General features: G+C 72.5%; 18 protein-coding genes. 9 read left to right on the top strand and 9 right to left on the bottom strand.

What is annotated here, in order from left to right; all coding sequences use genetic code 11:
* Positions 1 to 40: 40 nt before the first annotated feature.
* Genes PHZ_RS11345 through PHZ_RS11335 form a run of 3 tightly spaced genes read left to right on the top strand, consistent with a single transcriptional unit; the run spans position 41 to position 2,021 of the window.
* Complete coding sequence (locus PHZ_RS11345; RefSeq protein ID WP_148216844.1) at positions 41 to 268, top strand: hypothetical protein; 228 nt, start codon at positions 41 to 43, stop codon at positions 266 to 268.
* A 29-nt stretch (positions 269 to 297) separates the two neighbouring features.
* Entirely contained in the window at positions 298 to 684 is a 387-nt protein-coding gene (locus tag PHZ_RS11340) for a helix-turn-helix domain-containing protein (RefSeq protein WP_012522620.1), read from the top strand.
* A 17-nt stretch (positions 685 to 701) separates the two neighbouring features.
* Positions 702 to 2,021 carry a M20/M25/M40 family metallo-hydrolase gene (locus PHZ_RS11335; protein WP_012522619.1) on the top strand — a complete coding sequence of 440 codons (1,320 nt, stop codon included), beginning with the start codon at positions 702 to 704 and terminating at the stop codon, positions 2,019 to 2,021.
* Positions 2,022 to 2,056: 35 nt separating this feature from the next.
* Here the strand turns inward: PHZ_RS11335 and PHZ_RS11330 are convergent, their stop codons facing one another.
* Positions 2,057 to 3,691, bottom strand: coding sequence for an acyl-CoA synthetase (locus PHZ_RS11330; RefSeq protein WP_012522618.1), 1,635 nt, complete (start codon positions 3,689 to 3,691; stop codon positions 2,057 to 2,059).
* A gap of 189 nt (positions 3,692 to 3,880) precedes the next feature.
* Between PHZ_RS11330 and PHZ_RS11325 the strand changes: the two genes are divergently transcribed.
* The 3 genes from PHZ_RS11325 to PHZ_RS11315 all read left to right on the top strand — a co-directional run bounded on the left by PHZ_RS11325 (position 3,881) and on the right by PHZ_RS11315 (position 5,715).
* Positions 3,881 to 4,357, top strand: a complete 477-nt coding sequence (locus PHZ_RS11325) for a hypothetical protein (RefSeq protein ID WP_041373449.1) — start codon at positions 3,881 to 3,883, stop codon at positions 4,355 to 4,357.
* Between the two features lie 117 nt (positions 4,358 to 4,474).
* The gene (locus tag PHZ_RS11320) at positions 4,475 to 4,735 is read left to right on the top strand and encodes an SWIB/MDM2 domain-containing protein (RefSeq protein ID WP_012522617.1); all 261 of its coding nucleotides are present in this window, start codon (positions 4,475 to 4,477) and stop codon (positions 4,733 to 4,735) included.
* A gap of 224 nt (positions 4,736 to 4,959) precedes the next feature.
* Entirely contained in the window at positions 4,960 to 5,715 is a 756-nt protein-coding gene (locus tag PHZ_RS11315) for a phosphocholine cytidylyltransferase family protein (RefSeq protein ID WP_012522616.1), read from the top strand.
* Here PHZ_RS11315 and PHZ_RS11310 read toward each other — a convergent pair.
* The 6 genes from PHZ_RS11310 to PHZ_RS11285 all read right to left on the bottom strand — a co-directional run bounded on the left by PHZ_RS11310 (position 5,712) and on the right by PHZ_RS11285 (position 11,307).
* Entirely contained in the window at positions 5,712 to 6,464 is a 753-nt protein-coding gene (locus tag PHZ_RS11310) for a nucleotidyltransferase family protein (protein ID WP_012522615.1), read from the bottom strand. The two genes, PHZ_RS11315 and PHZ_RS11310, sit on opposite strands and share 4 nt — an antisense overlap.
* Positions 6,461 to 7,627, bottom strand: coding sequence for a GNAT family N-acetyltransferase (locus PHZ_RS11305; RefSeq protein WP_012522614.1), 1,167 nt, complete (start codon positions 7,625 to 7,627; stop codon positions 6,461 to 6,463). Before PHZ_RS11305 ends, PHZ_RS11310 begins: the two co-directional genes overlap by 4 nt.
* The gene (locus tag PHZ_RS11300) at positions 7,627 to 8,682 is read right to left on the bottom strand and encodes an LptF/LptG family permease (RefSeq protein ID WP_012522613.1); all 1,056 of its coding nucleotides are present in this window, start codon (positions 8,680 to 8,682) and stop codon (positions 7,627 to 7,629) included. Before PHZ_RS11300 ends, PHZ_RS11305 begins: the two co-directional genes overlap by 1 nt.
* Positions 8,679 to 9,839, bottom strand: coding sequence for an LptF/LptG family permease (locus tag PHZ_RS11295; RefSeq protein ID WP_012522612.1), 1,161 nt, complete (start codon positions 9,837 to 9,839; stop codon positions 8,679 to 8,681). Before PHZ_RS11295 ends, PHZ_RS11300 begins: the two co-directional genes overlap by 4 nt.
* Positions 9,840 to 9,892: 53 nt before the next feature.
* Complete coding sequence (locus PHZ_RS11290) at positions 9,893 to 10,327, bottom strand: HIT family protein (protein ID WP_041373446.1); 435 nt, start codon at positions 10,325 to 10,327, stop codon at positions 9,893 to 9,895.
* A 68-nt stretch (positions 10,328 to 10,395) separates the two neighbouring features.
* Entirely contained in the window at positions 10,396 to 11,307 is a 912-nt protein-coding gene (locus tag PHZ_RS11285; protein ID WP_012522610.1) for a metallophosphoesterase family protein, read from the bottom strand.
* 80 nt (positions 11,308 to 11,387) lie between these two features.
* Here PHZ_RS11285 and PHZ_RS11280 point away from each other — a divergent pair, with 80 nt between their 5' ends.
* The 3 genes from PHZ_RS11280 to PHZ_RS11270 are packed head-to-tail and all read left to right on the top strand — an operon-like array spanning position 11,388 to position 14,313.
* Positions 11,388 to 12,509: a CDP-alcohol phosphatidyltransferase family protein gene (locus PHZ_RS11280; RefSeq protein WP_012522609.1), complete on the top strand. Its 1,122-nt coding sequence runs from the start codon at positions 11,388 to 11,390 to the stop codon at positions 12,507 to 12,509.
* A complete protein-coding gene (locus PHZ_RS11275) occupies positions 12,506 to 13,420 on the top strand; it encodes a diacylglycerol/lipid kinase family protein (RefSeq protein ID WP_041373445.1) in 915 nt (304 codons plus the stop codon). The genes PHZ_RS11280 and PHZ_RS11275 overlap by 4 nt, the downstream gene beginning before the upstream one ends.
* Positions 13,417 to 14,313 carry a hypothetical protein gene (locus PHZ_RS11270; protein ID WP_012522607.1) on the top strand — a complete coding sequence of 299 codons (897 nt, stop codon included), beginning with the start codon at positions 13,417 to 13,419 and terminating at the stop codon, positions 14,311 to 14,313. The genes PHZ_RS11275 and PHZ_RS11270 overlap by 4 nt, the downstream gene beginning before the upstream one ends.
* Positions 14,314 to 14,319: 6 nt before the next feature.
* On the opposite strand, the gene spt is transcribed toward PHZ_RS11270, so the two are convergent.
* A complete protein-coding gene (gene spt, locus PHZ_RS11265) occupies positions 14,320 to 15,537 on the bottom strand; it encodes a serine palmitoyltransferase (RefSeq protein ID WP_012522606.1) in 1,218 nt (405 codons plus the stop codon).
* A 2-nt stretch (positions 15,538 to 15,539) separates the two neighbouring features.
* Entirely contained in the window at positions 15,540 to 15,791 is a 252-nt protein-coding gene (locus PHZ_RS11260) for an acyl carrier protein (RefSeq protein ID WP_012522605.1), read from the bottom strand.
* Positions 15,792 to 15,814: the final 23 nt, after the last annotated feature.

Genomic DNA, 15,814 nt, shown 5'->3' with positions numbered 1-15,814 from the left:
CGCAGGCCCCCTCGCTCAGGCTCGCCCCAAGGGGGCCGAGATGAGTCACAATCCCGAGCACGCCAGGCGACTGGCGCAGAACCTTGTGGAACTGCTCGCGCCCTACGAGGAAGAACTGATCGCGCTGGAGCGGGTCGATCCGGCGGTCGGGGCCCTTCGGAGAGCCGTCGGGATCGTGATCGCCGAGGCCTGCTACGCCATCTCGGACCGGGGCGCCCCGCAAGGCGTGGCCCCGCCCGCCGATGACGAGGCGAGCCGGACGCGATAGGGCACTACTGCAGAGGTTCCGGAGCGCGCATGGCCAGCAAACCCGAGGCGATCGCCGATCCCGTCGATGTCGCGGTGGGCGCGCGCATCCGGCTGCTCCGGAAGCTGAAGGGCCTGTCGCAGCAGGCGCTGGCCGAGGCGGCCGGCGTCACCTTCCAGCAGATCCAGAAGTACGAGCGGGGCGCCAACCGCGTCAGCGCCTCCATGCTGGCCCGCATCGCCCGGACCCTGGGCGTGCCCGTCGCCGAGATGTTCGGCGAGGCCTCTCCGACCTCCAGCGCCGTGGACGAGGTGGCCGCGCTGCTGGCCGAGCCCGGCGCGCTCGAACTGCTCAAGGCCTACGCCGACCTGCCGCGCGGCGCCTCGCGCTCGGCCCTTGTCGAATTCGTCCGCAGCCTGCGTAGTCAGCCGGGCTGAAACCCGGAGCCATTCCCATGAAGACCGCCTGCGCCGCCCTCCTGGGGGCGTTCGCCCTCGCGTCCGCCGCGCCGGCGCAGGCCGCGCCGCCCACGCCGGCCGAGCGCGCGATGATCGCCGCCGTCGAGGCCGAGCGCGAGCGCAGCGTGAAGCTGCTGGAAGACCTGGTGAAGGTGAACTCCGGCACCATGAACCTGCCCGGCGTCGAGCAGGTTGGGCGGATGATGCGCGCCGAGCTGGAGCCGCTGGGCTTCGACGTGCGCTGGGTCCCCATGAAGGCGACCGACCGGGCCGGCCACATCGTGGCCGTCCACAAGGGGAACGGGCGCGGCAAGCGGCTGCTGCTGATCGGCCACCTCGACACCGTCTTCGAACCCGACAGCCCGTTCCAGGCCTGGACCCGCCGCGGCGACGTGGCCGAGGGGCCGGGGGTGGGCGACGACAAGGGCGGCATGGTCGTGATGATCGCGGCGCTGCGGGCGATGCAGGCGGCCGGGACGCTGAAGGACGCCGACATCACCGTCGTGCTGACGGGCGACGAGGAGAAGCCGGGCGCGCCGCTGTCGATCGGCCGGGCCGACCTGATCGCCGCCGGCCGCGCCAGCGACGTGGCGCTGGACTTCGAGGGCCTCTCGCGCGAGGGCGGCCGGGACATCGGGGCGATCGCCCGCCGCTCGGCGACGTCCTGGACGCTGCGGGCCACGGCGCGCTCGGGCCACTCTTCGGGGGTCTGCATGGAGGGGCCCGGCTGCGGCGCGGTCTACGAGCTGACCCGGATCCTCGATGCGTTCCGGCGCGAACTGGCCGAGCCGAACCTGACCTACAACGTGGGCATCCTCGTCGGCGGCGCGAACGCCTCGGTCAACGAAGGCCGGACCGGCGGCCAGGCCAGCGGCAAGTCCAACATCATCGCGGCCGAGGCGGTCGCCGTGGGCGACATCCGCACGCTGTCCAACGAGCAGGAGGCCCGGGTGCGGGCGAAGATGCAGGCGATCGTGGCCCGCCACCTGCCGAAGACCGAGGCCGTCCTGACCTTCGAGGAGACCGGCTATCCGCCGATGGCCCCGACCGAGGGGAACAAGGCCCTGCTGGCCAGGCTGAATGAGGTGAACCGCACCCTCGGCCTTGCCGAGATGCCGCAGGGCGACCCCGCCAGACGCGGGGCGGGGGACATCGCCTTCGTCTCGTTCATCGACGGGCTGGTCGGCCTGGGTCCGGCCGGCGAGAACAGCCACGCCCCGGGCGAGACGATCGACCTCACGAGCCTCGAGGTCCAGGCCAAGCGGGCCGCGCTGCTGATGACCCGCCTGTCGCGCGAACCGCGCGGCAGCCGCTAGGCCCCTCGGCTAGGCCCCTCGGCTAGGCCCCTCGGCTAGGCCGGCGTCCCCAGCTCGGCCAGGGCGCGCTCCTTCACGGCCTTGTAGTCCACCTTGCCGTTGGGGGCCCGGCCGATGCTCTCGACCAGCACCAGTTCGCGCGGGGCCTTGTAGCCGGCCAGGCGGCCGTGCACGTGCTGCGACAGGTCCGCGAGCGTGGGCTCGGTGTTCGCCTCGGGCTCGACGACGGCGCAGATCCGCTCGCCGAAGCGCGGATCGGGCACGCCCACCACCACGGCGTCGCGCACCGCCGGATGGGTCTTCAGGGCCTCCTCCACCTCCTCGGGGAAGACCTTTTCGCCGCCGGTGTTGATGCAGACCGAGCCGCGGCCCAGCAGCTTCAGCGTGCCGTCGGGGTTCACCTCGGCCCAGTCGCCGGGCACCGACCAGCGCTGGCCCTCGAAGGTCCGGAACGTCTTGGCGCTCTTCTCCGGGTCCTTGTAGTAGCCCGTCGGCAGGAAGCCCGAGACCGCCACCATGCCGCGCTCGCCCGAGCCCGGCTCGACCCGCCGCCCGTCCTCGGTGAACACCGCGCAGTTGGGGCCCAGCATGAAGGCCGCCGTGGCCGCCTCCTGGCCAGGCGCCGAGGCCGAGGCGCCCAGGCCCACGGCTTCGGAAGAGCCCAGGCTGTCGTAGATCACCGCATTGGTGGCGTGGCGCAGCAGCCCGCGCTTGTTCTCCTGGCTCCACATCGAGCCGGACGAGCTCATCAGCTTCACCGACGACAGATCCCAGCGGCCGGGGTGGGCCTCCAGGGCCTCCAGCATGGGGGTGGAGAACGCCAGGCCGACGATGGCGATGCTGTCGGCCTTCAGGCGCTCGGCCTCGTTCCACAGCTCGGCGGCGTCGAACTTGCGCGAGGGCAGGGTGGCGACCGTCCCGCCCAGGTTCAGGGTGATGAAGGCCGAGAACTGGCCGGTGCCGTGCATCAGCGGGCAGGCGATCAGGGCGGTGGGGCGGACGTGTCCGGGGCTCTCCAGGCGGGCCGCCACTTCCTCCAGCGAGGTCACAGGCTCCACGCCCATGGCCGCGTGGCCGCCGGCCCCGATCACGTTGAACAGGTCGTCCTGGCGCCACATCACGCCCTTGGGCATGCCGGTGGTGCCGCCGGTGTAGAGCAGCAGGAGGTCGTCGCCCGAGCGTCCCCAGGGCGCCTGCGCGGGCCGTTCCGCCGGCGTGCGCCCCGCGATGGCCTCGTAGTCCTCGGCCCAGGCCGGGACGGCGTGGCCCGGCTCGGCCACGGCGACCCAGGCCTTCACCCTCGGCAGGCGGTCGCGGATCGCCTCCAGGGTCCCGGCGAAGCCCGCGTGGAACACGATCGCCTCGGCGTCGGCGTTGTCGAACAGGTACAGCAGCTCCTCGGGCCCGTACCGGTAGTTGGTGTTCACCGGGGCGAAGCCGCCCTTGAACGCGGCGAAATAGGTCTCGAGGTACTCGGGTCCGTTGAACAGGTAGGCGGCCACCTTGGCCTGCCGGCCCAGCCCCTTGCCGATCAGGTGCGCCGCCAGGGCGTCGGCCCGGGCGTCGAAGGCGCCCCAGCTCACGGTCCGCTCGCCCTGGATCAGGGCCGGCCGCTCCGGCTGGGCCGCGGCGATCGCCTCCCACACCGCGACCAGGGTCCATCCCGCCATCGCATTCCTCCCAACGTCTCTTCTGGTCTTTTGCCGGCCAGTTGAGGGGGCGGACGCCCGGGAAGTCAAACGCCGCCGGGTCCCCCCCGCGGGCGCGTCCCCGGTCCGAAGCGGGAACGCCTGCGGCCCGTCGGTGTTGGAACTGCGAACGGCCGCCGCTTGCGGCCGAGCCACACCTGGAGACGCGACATGGCCGTACGGCCCTACAGCGAATTCGACGACAGCTACGCCGTCAGCTCCGAAACCGGGACGACCGGCGCCGGGGTCGGCGGCAAGATCTTCATCTGGCTGGCCTGGGCGCTGGCCGCCGCCTTCTGGGCGTTCACGCTGACCACGGCCTTCGGCATCATGGGCGCCCTGGGCGATCCCGCCGCCAACGGGCCGGGGCCGGGCGAGGTGGACGCCGGCGGCATGGGCTGGTTGCTGATGACCTTCGTGGGCGGCCTGCTCATCCTGGGTGGAGCGCTCGCCTACGGGGCCTATCGGTACGCCACTCGCAACAAGCGCCTCGACCCGCTGACCGAGGCGGCCACCCATGCCGAGTACGACATGGCCGAGGCCGCCGGGGGCGACGACGACATCCGCCGCTCGCCCGAGGCGCGCCGTCCGCTGGACCGCGACGCGGCCCGGGCCGTCGATCCGTCCACAGGCGGCGCCTACCACTAGGCAAGGACGGCTGCGCTTCCCTGTAGCGCGAAGCGTACGCCGCGTTAGGATACGAGCAAGCGACTCAGTCCCGGCGCCCCTGCCGGCCCGTCGCGGAACTCTTAGCTGGGGGAGCCCATGGCCACTGGAAAGAACACGAACGCCCTGCAGAAGCCTCTGACGCCCTCGTCGGAACTGGCGGCTGTGGTCGGGTCGGGGCAACTGTCCCGCGGCGAGACCGTCTCGAAGATCTGGGACTACATCAAGAAGAACAACCTTCAGAACCCGCAGAACAAGCGCGAGATCATCGCGGACGCCAAGCTGAAGCCGATCTTCGACGGCAAGGACAAGGTGTCGATGTTCGAGATGAACAAGCACCTGGCGAAGCACCTGAAGTAGGCGCGTTCGCCGCGGCGCTCGTGCGCCGCGGACAGCCAGTCGATCGACAAAAAAGGAACCCCGCGGGCCGCTCGCCCTGCGGGGTTTCTTCACATTTCCGGAACGGAAACTAGATAAGGGACGAAAACGGGGGTGGCGCCGCAGCCGCGGCAAAGGATCACGGGCGGGCCGCCCGCGTCCCTTCAGGGTTCACCTTCGCCGGAACGTCTGCCAGGGATGCGTTCGTGAAGTCGCCCAACAGAGCCATCATCCTGAGCGCCGGGCAGGGCAAGCGCCTGCTCCCGCTCACCGAAACCCGCCCGAAGTGCCTCGTGGAGCTGTCGGGGCGCACGCTCCTGGCCTGGCAGCTGATGCGCCTGGAGGCCGCCGGGATCGACGAGGCGGTGATCGTCACCGGCTTCCGCGCCGAGGCGGTGGAGGCCGAGGTCGCGCGCCTGGGCCTGCGCATGCCGGTGCGGACCGCGTTCAACCCCTTCTACTCGGTGGCCGACAACCTCGCCTCGTGCTGGATCGTCCGCCAGGAGTTCGACCGCGACGTCCTGCTGCTGAACGGCGACACCCTGCCGGGCCCGGGCATCGTCGAGCGCCTGATCGAGGCGCCGCCCGCCGAGATCACCGTCACCGTCGACCGCAAGGGCGGCTACGACGCCGACGACATGAAGGTGCTGACCGACAACGGCCGCCTCCTGGCCATCGGCAAGACCATCGAGGCCTACGACGCCGAGTCCATCGGCTTCCTGCGCTTCTCGCCCGCCGGCGCCGCCAAGTTCCAGGCCGGCGTGGAGCAGGCCCTGCGCCGGCCCGAGGGCCTCAAGCGCTGGTACCTCAGCGTCATCGACGAGCTGGCCAAGGCCGGCGTGGACGTCCGCGTCCAGTCGATCGAGGGGCTGCAGTGGGGCGAGATGGATTTCCCCGCCGACGTCGACAACCTGACCAGGCTCTCGGCCGGCTGGGCCGCGAAGGAGATGGTGAAGGCCTAGGCCTCGCCGACCAGCCTGCGCACCAGGTCGAGGTCGGCGGGCTTGTCCACGTCCACGGCCGCCAGGCCGTAGGGCGTCGGCACGACCGCGGCCCGCACGTGCGCCAGCTCGCCCAGCCGCCGGACCGCGTCGGTCATCCCGAGGCGTCCCGCGAGGTAGCGCAGCAGGATGCCCGGTCCCAGCAGACCGGCCATGGCCACCGGGTTCTTCCGCTCGGCCTCGAGCCGTCGCCAGAACGCCACCGCGCCCAGCGCCCGCTCGCTCTGCAGCCAGAACAGGTTGCAGCCCGACCACTCGCCGTCCGAGAGCTTGAGGTAGGTGCGCTGCGTGCCCGGCGCGGCCGCCTCCACCTCGGCGCGGCGGGCCATCATCGCCGCGACGTCCACGTCCGCCGGCAAGTCGGCGCGGAAGCGGGCGATCCATTCCGGGCGGAGCAGGGCGTGATCGGCGGTGGTGACCAGCAGGGGAAAGCCCAGCCGCTCGGCGGCGGCGCGCACGCTGAGGCTCGGGCCCTCGGCGGCCGGCAGCACCTCCAGGCCGAGCGCCTCGGCGGCCGTCGCCACGGCCGGGTCGCTGCAGGAAACGGCGATCCGTCCTGCGCCGGCGTCCTTCAGGGCCTCCGCGACCCGCGCGAGCAGGGTGCGTCCCTCCAGCTCGATCAACGCCTTGTGCGCCACGCCCGCGTAGTCGGCGACCGGGTCCGCGCCGCCGCGCGAGCCCGCGAGGATCAGGGCCGAAAGGTCGTTCACGCCAGACCCTTGTCGTCGAGGGCCTTCTCGTAGAGCCGGTAGGTCTTGTAGATCCGCGCGCCGCCCGCCTCGCAGATCCGCCGCATCGGCAGGTTGTCCTCCAGCACCCACGACAGCTCGTAGCGCTGGTAGCCCTTGCGCCGGGCCTCCTGCACCACGGCGTCGATCAGCTGGAAGGGCAGGAGCTGGCCGCGGTGGGCGCCGGCGAACCGGCGCTTCACGCCCATCAGCGGCACGCGGCCCGTCTTCACCCGCCGCACCTTCAGCCGCCACAGCAGCTTGGCCCAGCCGAACGGCGCCAGCCGGCCCCGAAGGTCGGCGATCGCCTCGTTGACGTTCGGCAGCAGCACCATGAACCCCGCGGCCTCGCCGTCGATCTCGGCGAACCAGGTCAGGTCCGGGTCCAGCACCAACTTCAGGGCGTTGGCGAGCTGCTTGGTCTCGGCCTCGGTGGTGGGCGTGAAGCCCCAGTTGCCCGACCAGGCGTCGTTGAGGATTTCGGTGAGGGTGCGGACCTCCTCGCCGAACCGCTTCATGTCCAGCTTGCGCAGCACCACGCCCTCGGGCGGCGCCTTGCGCACCCGGCGCAGGATCGACGGCGGCAGGTCGTGCGAGACGTCGCAGGCGTAGGCGTAGAGGTCCCTGGCCTTGGCGTAGCCCTGGCCTTCGATGCGGCTCCCGGTCCAGGGGGCGTCGTGGCCCATCATGAACATCGGCGGTGTGTCGTGGCCCTCGACCAGCAGGCCCACCTCCTCGTTGGTGGACAGGTTGATGGGGCCAAGGGCGGCGCGGCAGCCGCGCTCGCGCAGCCACGCCTCGGCGGCGGCGAACAGGGCGGCGAACACCTCGGCGTCGTCCTCGGCGGCGATCAGGCCGAAGTTGCCGTAGCCCTCGCGGGTCTGCGGGTTCAGGTGGTCGATCTGGGCGCTGATCCGGCCCACGTCGCGGCCGTCCTTCACCGCCAGCCAGAACTGCACGTCGGCGTGGGCGAAGAACGGGTTGCCCTTGGCGCTCAGCGCCTCGCGCCGCTCGGCCAGCAGGGGGGCGATGTAGTTGGGGTCGCCGGCGCCCAGCCGCATCGGCACGCGGATGAACCGCTCCAGCTCGGCGGCCGAGGCCACGGGGACGACCTGCACGGCGGAAGCGGGGCGGTCGTAGGCCATCAGCCCTCCAGGTAGAGCAGGGCCGTGACGCCGAGGGCCCCGAAGATGACGGGGGCCCCCCAGGCCGCGAGCATGGCCGGCGCCGCGCCGCTCTCGCCGAGGGCCGTGAAGGCGCCGTCGAAGACCAGGAACAGCAGCCCCGCGGCCAGGCACTGGACCATCAGCGTGGTCCCTCCGCCGCGGAAGTTGGCGAGGGCGGCCGGGGCGGCCAGCAGCAGCATGACGAGGCACGCCGCGGGCGCGGCCCAGGCGCGGTGGAGCTGGGTGTCGTAGTAGGTCTTGGGCCGCACCGAGACGCCGCCGTGCAGCGCGCGCCGGGCCTCCGCGGCCGAGATGGTCGAGCCGCCGGACTGCAGGGCGCGGACGTCGGCGGGCCGCAGCGACCGGGTCCAGGTCATGGATTCGGCGGCGCCGGTCTGCACCTCGCCCTCGCTGATGGCCTCGAACCGCGGGGCGATCAGCCGCCACGCGCCCTGATCGTAGACGGCCGCGTCGGCGGCGGTGCGCTGCACCAGCCGGCCGGCGCCGTCGCGCCGGTAGATGACGACCTCCGACATCCGCTGGGCGTCGGCCGACGGGCGCGCCGAGACGATGTCGTCGCCGACCCGGAAGGTGATCACGTCCTGCGGCTTGACCTCTTCCCGCGGGGTGGTGGCCTGCCACCAGCGGGTCAGGGCCGCGTCGGTGCGGGGCGCGACGGCCATGCCGATGACGAGCTGGGCGGCGGCGACCAGGGCCGCGGCCGGCAGCGCCAGCAGCGTGATCCGGTAGGCCGAGATGCCGGTGGAGCGCATCGCCGTCACCGCGCTCTCGCCGGCCAGCTTGGCGAAGGCGAACAGCGAGCCCGCCAGCACCGCCAGCGGCGCGGCCTGCTCGACCAGCCGCGGCAGGCGCAGCAGCGCATAGTAGGCCACGCCCTGCGCCCCCAGCTCGCGGTCGAGGATCTCGGTCGTGACGTCCAGCAGGTCGAGGATCTGCAGGATGCCGACCAGCACCGCCAGCGCCGCCAGGATGCGGCCGAAGGCGAGCCTGAAGAGGTAGAGGCCGAGGCTCACGGCAGGGCCTTCCGGCGCAGCTTCACCCGCTTGCGCACGCGCACGATGACGTTCGCCAGGTGCTCCATCACCCGTCCGACGGGGGTCTCGCCCGGCCGCTTGCGGCTGGTGAGGAAGACGGTGAAGCAGATCGCCGCGAAGGCGACGAAGGGGATCCCGACGCCCGCCTCGGCCGGCGCGCGGCCCGTCTCGGCGAAGCTCTGGCCCAGCTGGATGAGGTGGTGGAAGGCGAGCAGCAAGATCCCGCCCACGATCACCCCCGGCGCGCGGCCGCTGCGCTTGGCCGACAGGCCCAGCGGCACGGCCAGCAGCGGCAGCAGCGGCAGGGCCAGCGCCCGCGCCAGGCGCCCGTAGAGCTCGGCCAGCAGGGTCTCGCGCGGGATCACCGACTGGGGATCGTTCGCCTTCTTGGCCAGCTCGAAGAGGTTGAGCTCGCGCTCGTCGCCGCCGCGGGCGCGCAGCAGCCGGGCGGGCCCGCTCAGCGGCAGCTGCATGGTGAAGTCCTCGAACGAGAGCAGCTCGGGCTCGCCGCGCCGGTTGAAGCGCAGCTGCTGGCCGTCCTTCAGCATGAGGGTGACGTTCTTACCGTCGGCGGTCCGGCGAAGCTCGGCGACGCCCGCCGTGGTGACCTCTTCGCGTCCCTCGGGCGTCAGGCGGCGGATGAACACCCGGGTCAGCCGCTGGCCCGCGGCGTCGGCCTGGTCGGTGGTCATGATCAGGTCGTCGTTGGGGGCGATGATCGTCCCCTCGGGCACCTGGCCGCTCCAGCCGGCGTTCTGGGCCGCGTGCAGCACCGCGCGGTAGGCGTAGCGGCTGTAGGGCTGCAGCGCGCCGAACACGATCAGCGTCAGGAAGCTGAGAACCCCCGCCAGCACCAGATAGGGCGCCGCCAGCCGCGTCAGCGAGACGCCGGCCGCCAGCAGGGCGTCGATCTCAGAGGCCTGATTCATCCGGTTCACGACGATGATCAGGGCGATGAAGAACGCCGCGGGCAGGGTCAGGCCCACGTAGTGCGGCACGAGGTTGACGGCCAGCTGGGCGACGAAGGTGAACCGCTCGCTGCTTTCCGACAGCAGGTCCAGCAGGCGCAGGATCCGTTCCAGCAGCAGGGCGACCAGCGTCACCGCCGTGGCCCCGACCATGGGCCAGAACGCCATCCGGAGAAGGTAACGGTCGATGAGGCTCACATTCCCCCCGGGTCGCGGGCGCTTCAGGCCTGCCAGCGCGCGGCGAAGTCGGCGGCCAGGGCCGCGGCCTCGTCATCGTCCAGGGCGACGTGGGATGCAAGCTGCGGCTGGCCCGGCCAGCCGGCGTCCGGGAACGCCCGCCCGCCGTGCTCGCGGGATCCCTCGTACCTCGGCAGGACGTGGAAGTGGACGTCCGTATCGACCATCATCAGCATCAGGTAGTTGATCTTCTCGTAGCCGACCGCGCGCCGCAGCAGGTCCTCGATGCCGCTCACCGCGACCTTCAGGTCGGCGAAGGCGGCGGGGCTGACGTCCGAGAACGCCTGCGCGTCCTCCTTGCAGACCAGCACCAGCGAGCCGAACGTCGGCTGCTGCGGTCGGACCAGCACCAGCCAGTGCGCCGTCTCGGCGACCTTCGTCCGCGGATAGCCGAACTTGCGGGCGGTGGGGTTCGTCACGGCGTGTCCATGTCCGGTGAAGCGCGGCGCAGCCGCCGGCAGATCATAGGGAGCCGGGCCCCGGCGCGCTAGGCCGCCAGGCCCGCGGCCCGGTCGGCGGCCAGGGCGTAGGCGCCCAGGCGCTCGACGGTGTTTCCGGGGGCGATCCCCCGCGCCTCGATGCGCGTGGAGAAGCCGCCGCTCCGGCGCGTCACCTCGATCAGCCGCCACTGGGCCGCGGGGTCGTGGCCGCCCGGCGGGGCCGAAGCCGAGGGGACCCCCAGCACCGGTATGGCCCCCTGCGGGCCGGGGATGCGGTGCAGCAGGGCGTCGTGGGCGTGGCCGTGCAGCACGAGCTCGGCGCCGACCGCCTCCAGCACCGCCCGGAACCGGCCGGCGTCGGTCAGCGCCTTGCGGGCCGACACGGCGCCCTCGGCGGGCGGATGGTGCAGCAGGACGATTCGGTAGAGCCCCTCGGCCTTCGCCCGGCGCAGGGCGGCCTCGAGCCGCGCGATCTGGTCCTGCCCCAGCGCGCCCTGGGCGAGGCGCCACGCGGTGGGGACCGCCGTGCAGGCGTTGACGATCGCCACGCACCCGCGGACCCGCACGTGCGGGAAGTCGGCCTGCGGCGTATCGCCCAGCCAGGGGGCCCAGGGGGCGAACCGGTCGGGCGTGCGGTGGGCGACGAGGGCGTCGTGGTTGCCCGGGCTGACGGTGACGGAGGCGGGATCGCCCAGGGTCCTCAGCCACTCGGCGGCGGCGGCGAATTCCTCGTGTGTCGCGAAATTGGTGAGGTCGCCGGTTATGGCGATGTGGTCCGGGGCGCATCGCCGCAGGTCGGCGATCAGGGCGTCGAGGACGGCGGGGCTGTGGCGATGGCGCTTGCGTCGCCAGGCCAAGCGGCTAAGCGCCCGTTTCGAGGCCATGTCGGCCAGCCGCAGCGCCCGGGCCGGCGGCGGCAGGTGCGGGTCAGACAGGTGCGCGAGGCGGAAGGTGGACAATTCGGGGCCGCGTTCTATCCAAGGGGCGCGCCGGCTGGGTATCAGGTTCCGGTGATTTGCGTGAGAGGCGCGCGAGACTTTTGACGAACACGGGCGAGGGCAAGACCGCGCCGCTGGGGCTCATCCTGGGCTCGGGCGAGGTGCGGCTGTGGGGGATGACGGCGCGCGAGCGGCTGCGCCGGACCTATGTGCGCGCGGGCGTGGAGCCGGCCGAGGCGGCGGACGTCGCCTCGGGACGCACGGTGGTGCTGACCCTGGGCGACTGGGTCTATGACGAGGGGCTGGTGGCGACGCTGTCCCGGCGCCCCGGAACGGTGCTGGTGACCGACGACGGCCGGGCGGTGGCGGCCCACGTGCCGGCGGCGGACGCCGCGGCGGCGTCGGCGGACCTGCAGGCCGGCCGCGCGCCTCCGGGGCTGCAGGCGCTGTCGCCGGCCGAGCTTGCCTACAACGAGGCGCTGCGCAAGCGCGAGGCGCCGGTGCTGGAGCGGCTGACCGCCGATAACGTCCGCGCCATCGAGGCCCGCACCTTCGCCGGCTCGTACAAGGGCGTCACCGACGTCGTCACCAAGTACGTCTGGCCGGTTCCGGCGCGGATCGTCACCCGCTGGTGCGCTGAGGCGAAGCTGACGCCCAACATGGTGACCTTCGCGGGCTTCCTGCTGGTCCTGGCCGCCTTCTGGCTGTTCTGGATCGGCGAGTTCGGCTGGGGCCTGCTGGCCGGCTGGATCATGACCTTCCTCGACACGGTGGACGGCAAGCTGGCCCGCACCACCATGACCTCGTCGAAGTGGGGCAACGTCTTCGACCACGGCATCGACCTCGTCCATCCGCCCTTCTGGTGGTGGGCCTGGTACGTCGGCTGCTTCCAGGTCGGCCTGCCGCCGCCGTTCCCCGAGCTGACCCTGGGCGTGATCCTGGCCGGCTACGTGCTGCAGCGGGTGGAGGAGGGGGTGTTCATGCGCCTCTTCGGCTTCCACGTGCACGCCTGGCGTCCGTTCGACAGCTTCTTCCGGCTGATCACCGCCCGGCGGAACCCGAACCTGATCGTGCTGACCCTGGCATGGCTCGCGGGCAGGCCCGAGATCGGCCTGTTCCTGGTGGCGGTCTGGACGGCGATCTGCCTCGTCGTCCACCTGGCCCAGGTGGTGCAGGCGATGGCCATGCCGAAAGGCCGGGTCGTCTCCTGGCTCTCGCGTTGATCCGCGCCGGCGTCATCCGCAACCTCAAGAGCCACCGCAACCTGGCGGGGGCGCCCGCCCTTGCGCCGCCTGGCGTGCTGGAGGCCGTGCCCGAACGGCCGGACGACCTCACCGAGGCCCTGGCCTGGTTCGCCAAGTCGGGCGTGGACTTCGTCGTCATCGACGGCGGCGACGGCACGGTGCGCGACGTGCTGACCCGGGCGACCGAGGCCTACGGCGACCGGCTGCCGACCTTCGGCGTGATCCCCAACGGCAAGACCAATGCGCTTGCGCTCGACCTGGGGGTGCCGCTGGGAACGCCCGTGCGGGCCATGCTGGCGGCGGCCCGCGACCCGGCCAAGCGCAAGGTCCGGGCCTGCCTTGAGGTGGTCCGCGCCGGCGCGGACGAGCCCGAGCTGCGCGGCTTCCTGTTCGGCATGGGCGCCTTCGTGCGCGGCACCGAGCTGGCCCAGCGCACCCACGGCCTCGGCTTCTTCGACAACGCCGCCATCGTCATGACCATCGCCGGCGCCGCGGCGCGCACGCTGGCGGGCGGCCCGCAGGATCCCTGGCGCCGGGGCGAGCCGGCGACGCTGGCCCTGGGCGAGGCCGCCCCCGAGACCCGCGACTGGTTCCTGGTCCTGGCCGCGACGCTCAAGCGCTTCCCCCTCGGCCTGCAGCCGTTCGGTCCGCCGCATGAGGGCCTCAAGGCCCTGGCTGTGGAGGCGCCGCCGCGGCGCCTGCCGATGGCCGTCCCCACCATCCTGCGCGGCGCGCAGCCGCCGTGGCTCGAGCGGGCAGGCTACCGCCGGCGGGACGTCTCCAGCCTGTCGGTGTCGATGGAGGGCGGCTTCACCCTGGACGGCGAGATCTATCCGGGCGGCGACCTCACCGTGCGCCAGGGGCCGGACCTGGAGTTCGTGTTCGTGTGAGCGGGCCGCTGGAGACCCTGATCGGCGAGGAGCTGGCCCGTCCGCTGCCCGCCGCGGTCACGGCCTTCGCCGCCGGGCTGGCCGACCCTTCCCGCGACGTGGCGATCCTCTACTACGGCTCGACGCTGAGGACGGGCGACCTGTCGGGCCTCCTGGACTTCTACCGTCTGACCCGCCGGCCGCACCGCAGCGGCTTCCACGGCCTCGCCGAGCGGGTGCTCTGGCCCGAGGTCAGCTACCACGAGTTCGACTGGGAGGGCCGGCGCCTGCAGGCCAAGGTGGCGACCCTGCCGCTGGACGTCTTCCGCCGGGCGGCCGAGGGGCGGACGCTGGACACCACCATCTGGACCCGCTTCGTCCAGCCGGCCGCCGTCGCCTGGGCGGGCGGCGAGGCTGCGGCCGTGCCGGCGGCGGTGGCCGAGGCGGTGAAGACCGCCTCCCGCTACGCCGCCGCCCTGGGGCCCGAGCAGGGGCCCGCCGAGGCCTACTGGGCGGCCCTGTTCCGCCGGACCTACGCCGCCGAGTTCCGGGTGGAGAGCCCCGACCGCGCCGACCAGGTGCTGGGGCCGAACGCCGGCCGCTTCGCCGCCGTCCTGCCGCTCGCCTGGAAGGCTGCGGGGGTCGAGTTCGCCGAGATGGACGGGGTCTACTGGCCGCGGAAGCGGGGGCTGCCGCGCTGGGGCCTGCGCGCGGCCCTGGGAAAGCCGCTCAACCTCGCCCGGCTCGCCAAGGCGGCGTTCACCTTCGAGGGCGCGGCCCGCTACGCCGCCTACAAGATCGAGAAGCACACCGGGATCGCCCTGGAGGTCACGCCGTTCCGCGAGCGCCACCCGATCCTGGCGGCGCCCGGCGTGCTGTGGCGACTGCGGCGGGCGCGCCGGCCCCGAGGCTAGCGTGGGCTAGGCGGTGGCGGCGCGGCGGCGGCCGGCCAGCAGGCCGAATTCCTGGCCCAGTTGCTCGAAGACGCCGAGGACGGTGTCGATCTGCTCGGTCGTGTGGGCCGCGCTGACGCTGGAGCGCAGCAGCGACTTGTTCTCGGGCGTGGCCGGCGGGATGGCGAGGTTCAGGTAGACGCCGTTCTGCAGCAGCGCGTTCCACATGCCGACGGCGGTGGCCTGGTCGGGCATCTCGACGGCGGTGATCGGGCTGGCGTGCGGGCCGACCGCATAGCCCATGTCGCGCAGGCCCTCGTAGAGCCGGTCGGCGTTGGCCGACAGCCGCGCGCGCAGACCGGGCTCGTCTTCCAGCCGCTTCAGGGCGGTGAGGGTCGAGGCGATCACCGCCGGCGGCAGCGAGGCGGTGAACATGTAGGGCCGGCTGACGATGCGCAGCAGGTCGAAGTTCTCCTCGTCCGAGACGAGGAAGCCGCCGACCGAGCCCAGGCTCTTGGAGAAGGTGCCGACGATGAAGTCGACGCCGTCCTCGACGCCGGCCGCTTCGGCCAGGCCGCGGCCCTTCTCGCCCAGCACGCCCATGGAGTGGGCCTCGTCCACCAGCAGGTGGCCGCCCATCTCGCGCTTGACGTCGACGAACTCCTTCAGCGGGGCCACGTCGCCGATCATCGAGTAGATGCCCTCGACGACGATCAGCCGTCCGCCGGGCGCGTCGCCCAGGCGCCGCAGGCGCTTGTGCAGGTCGTCCGGGTCGTTGTGGCGGAAGCGGATGACTTCGGCGCCCGACAGCTTGGCCGCGTCATAGATCGAGGCGTGGCTGTCGGCGTCCAGGATCAGATGGTCGCCGCGGCCGACGAGGCCCGAGATCGTGCCCAGGTTGGCCTGGTAGCCGGTCGTGAAGACCATCGCGTGCTTGCGGCCGTAGAAGCCGGCCAGGGCCTGCTCCAGCGCCGTGTGGCCGGCGAAGGTGCCGTTGGCGAACCGCGAGCCGGTCGTGCCCGTGCCCCATTCGCGCACCGCCTCGGCCGAGGCCTCGATGCAGGCCGGGTCGAAGGTCAGCCCGAGATAGTTGTTGGTGCCCAGCAGGATCACCGGTTGGCCGGCCAGCACGCCCTCAGTGGGCGAGAGCACGGCGTCGAACCGGACGTTGGACGGGTCGGCGCCCGCAGCGCGGATGCCTTCCAGGGGGGCGCGATAGCCCAGGTGCTTGTCGAGAAGCCCCATCCTTAAGCCTTCATCCGCAGCGTGTTGATCAGTTCGGAAAGGTCGCCGACGGTCTGCACCGTGGCCAGCCGGTCGAGCGGGATCGACAGGTCGAATCGATCCTCCAGCTCCATGACGATGTTCATCAGGGCCAGCGAATCGACGGCGAGATCGCGCGCGATGTCCGTCTCGTGGGTCACGTTGACGGGGCGGCCGAGAACGGTCTCGGCCGCTTTCGCGACTTCGCGTACGGTCAGATCCGTCGCGAGTTCCACCATCTTGTACGCCCCCACGTCGG

The sequence above is a fragment of the Phenylobacterium zucineum HLK1 genome (genome assembly GCF_000017265.1).
Lineage (GTDB): Bacteria > Pseudomonadota > Alphaproteobacteria > Caulobacterales > Caulobacteraceae > Phenylobacterium > Phenylobacterium zucineum.
The sequence above is the reverse complement of the archived record's forward strand: the minus strand, read 5'-3'. Positions and strand labels throughout refer to the sequence as shown.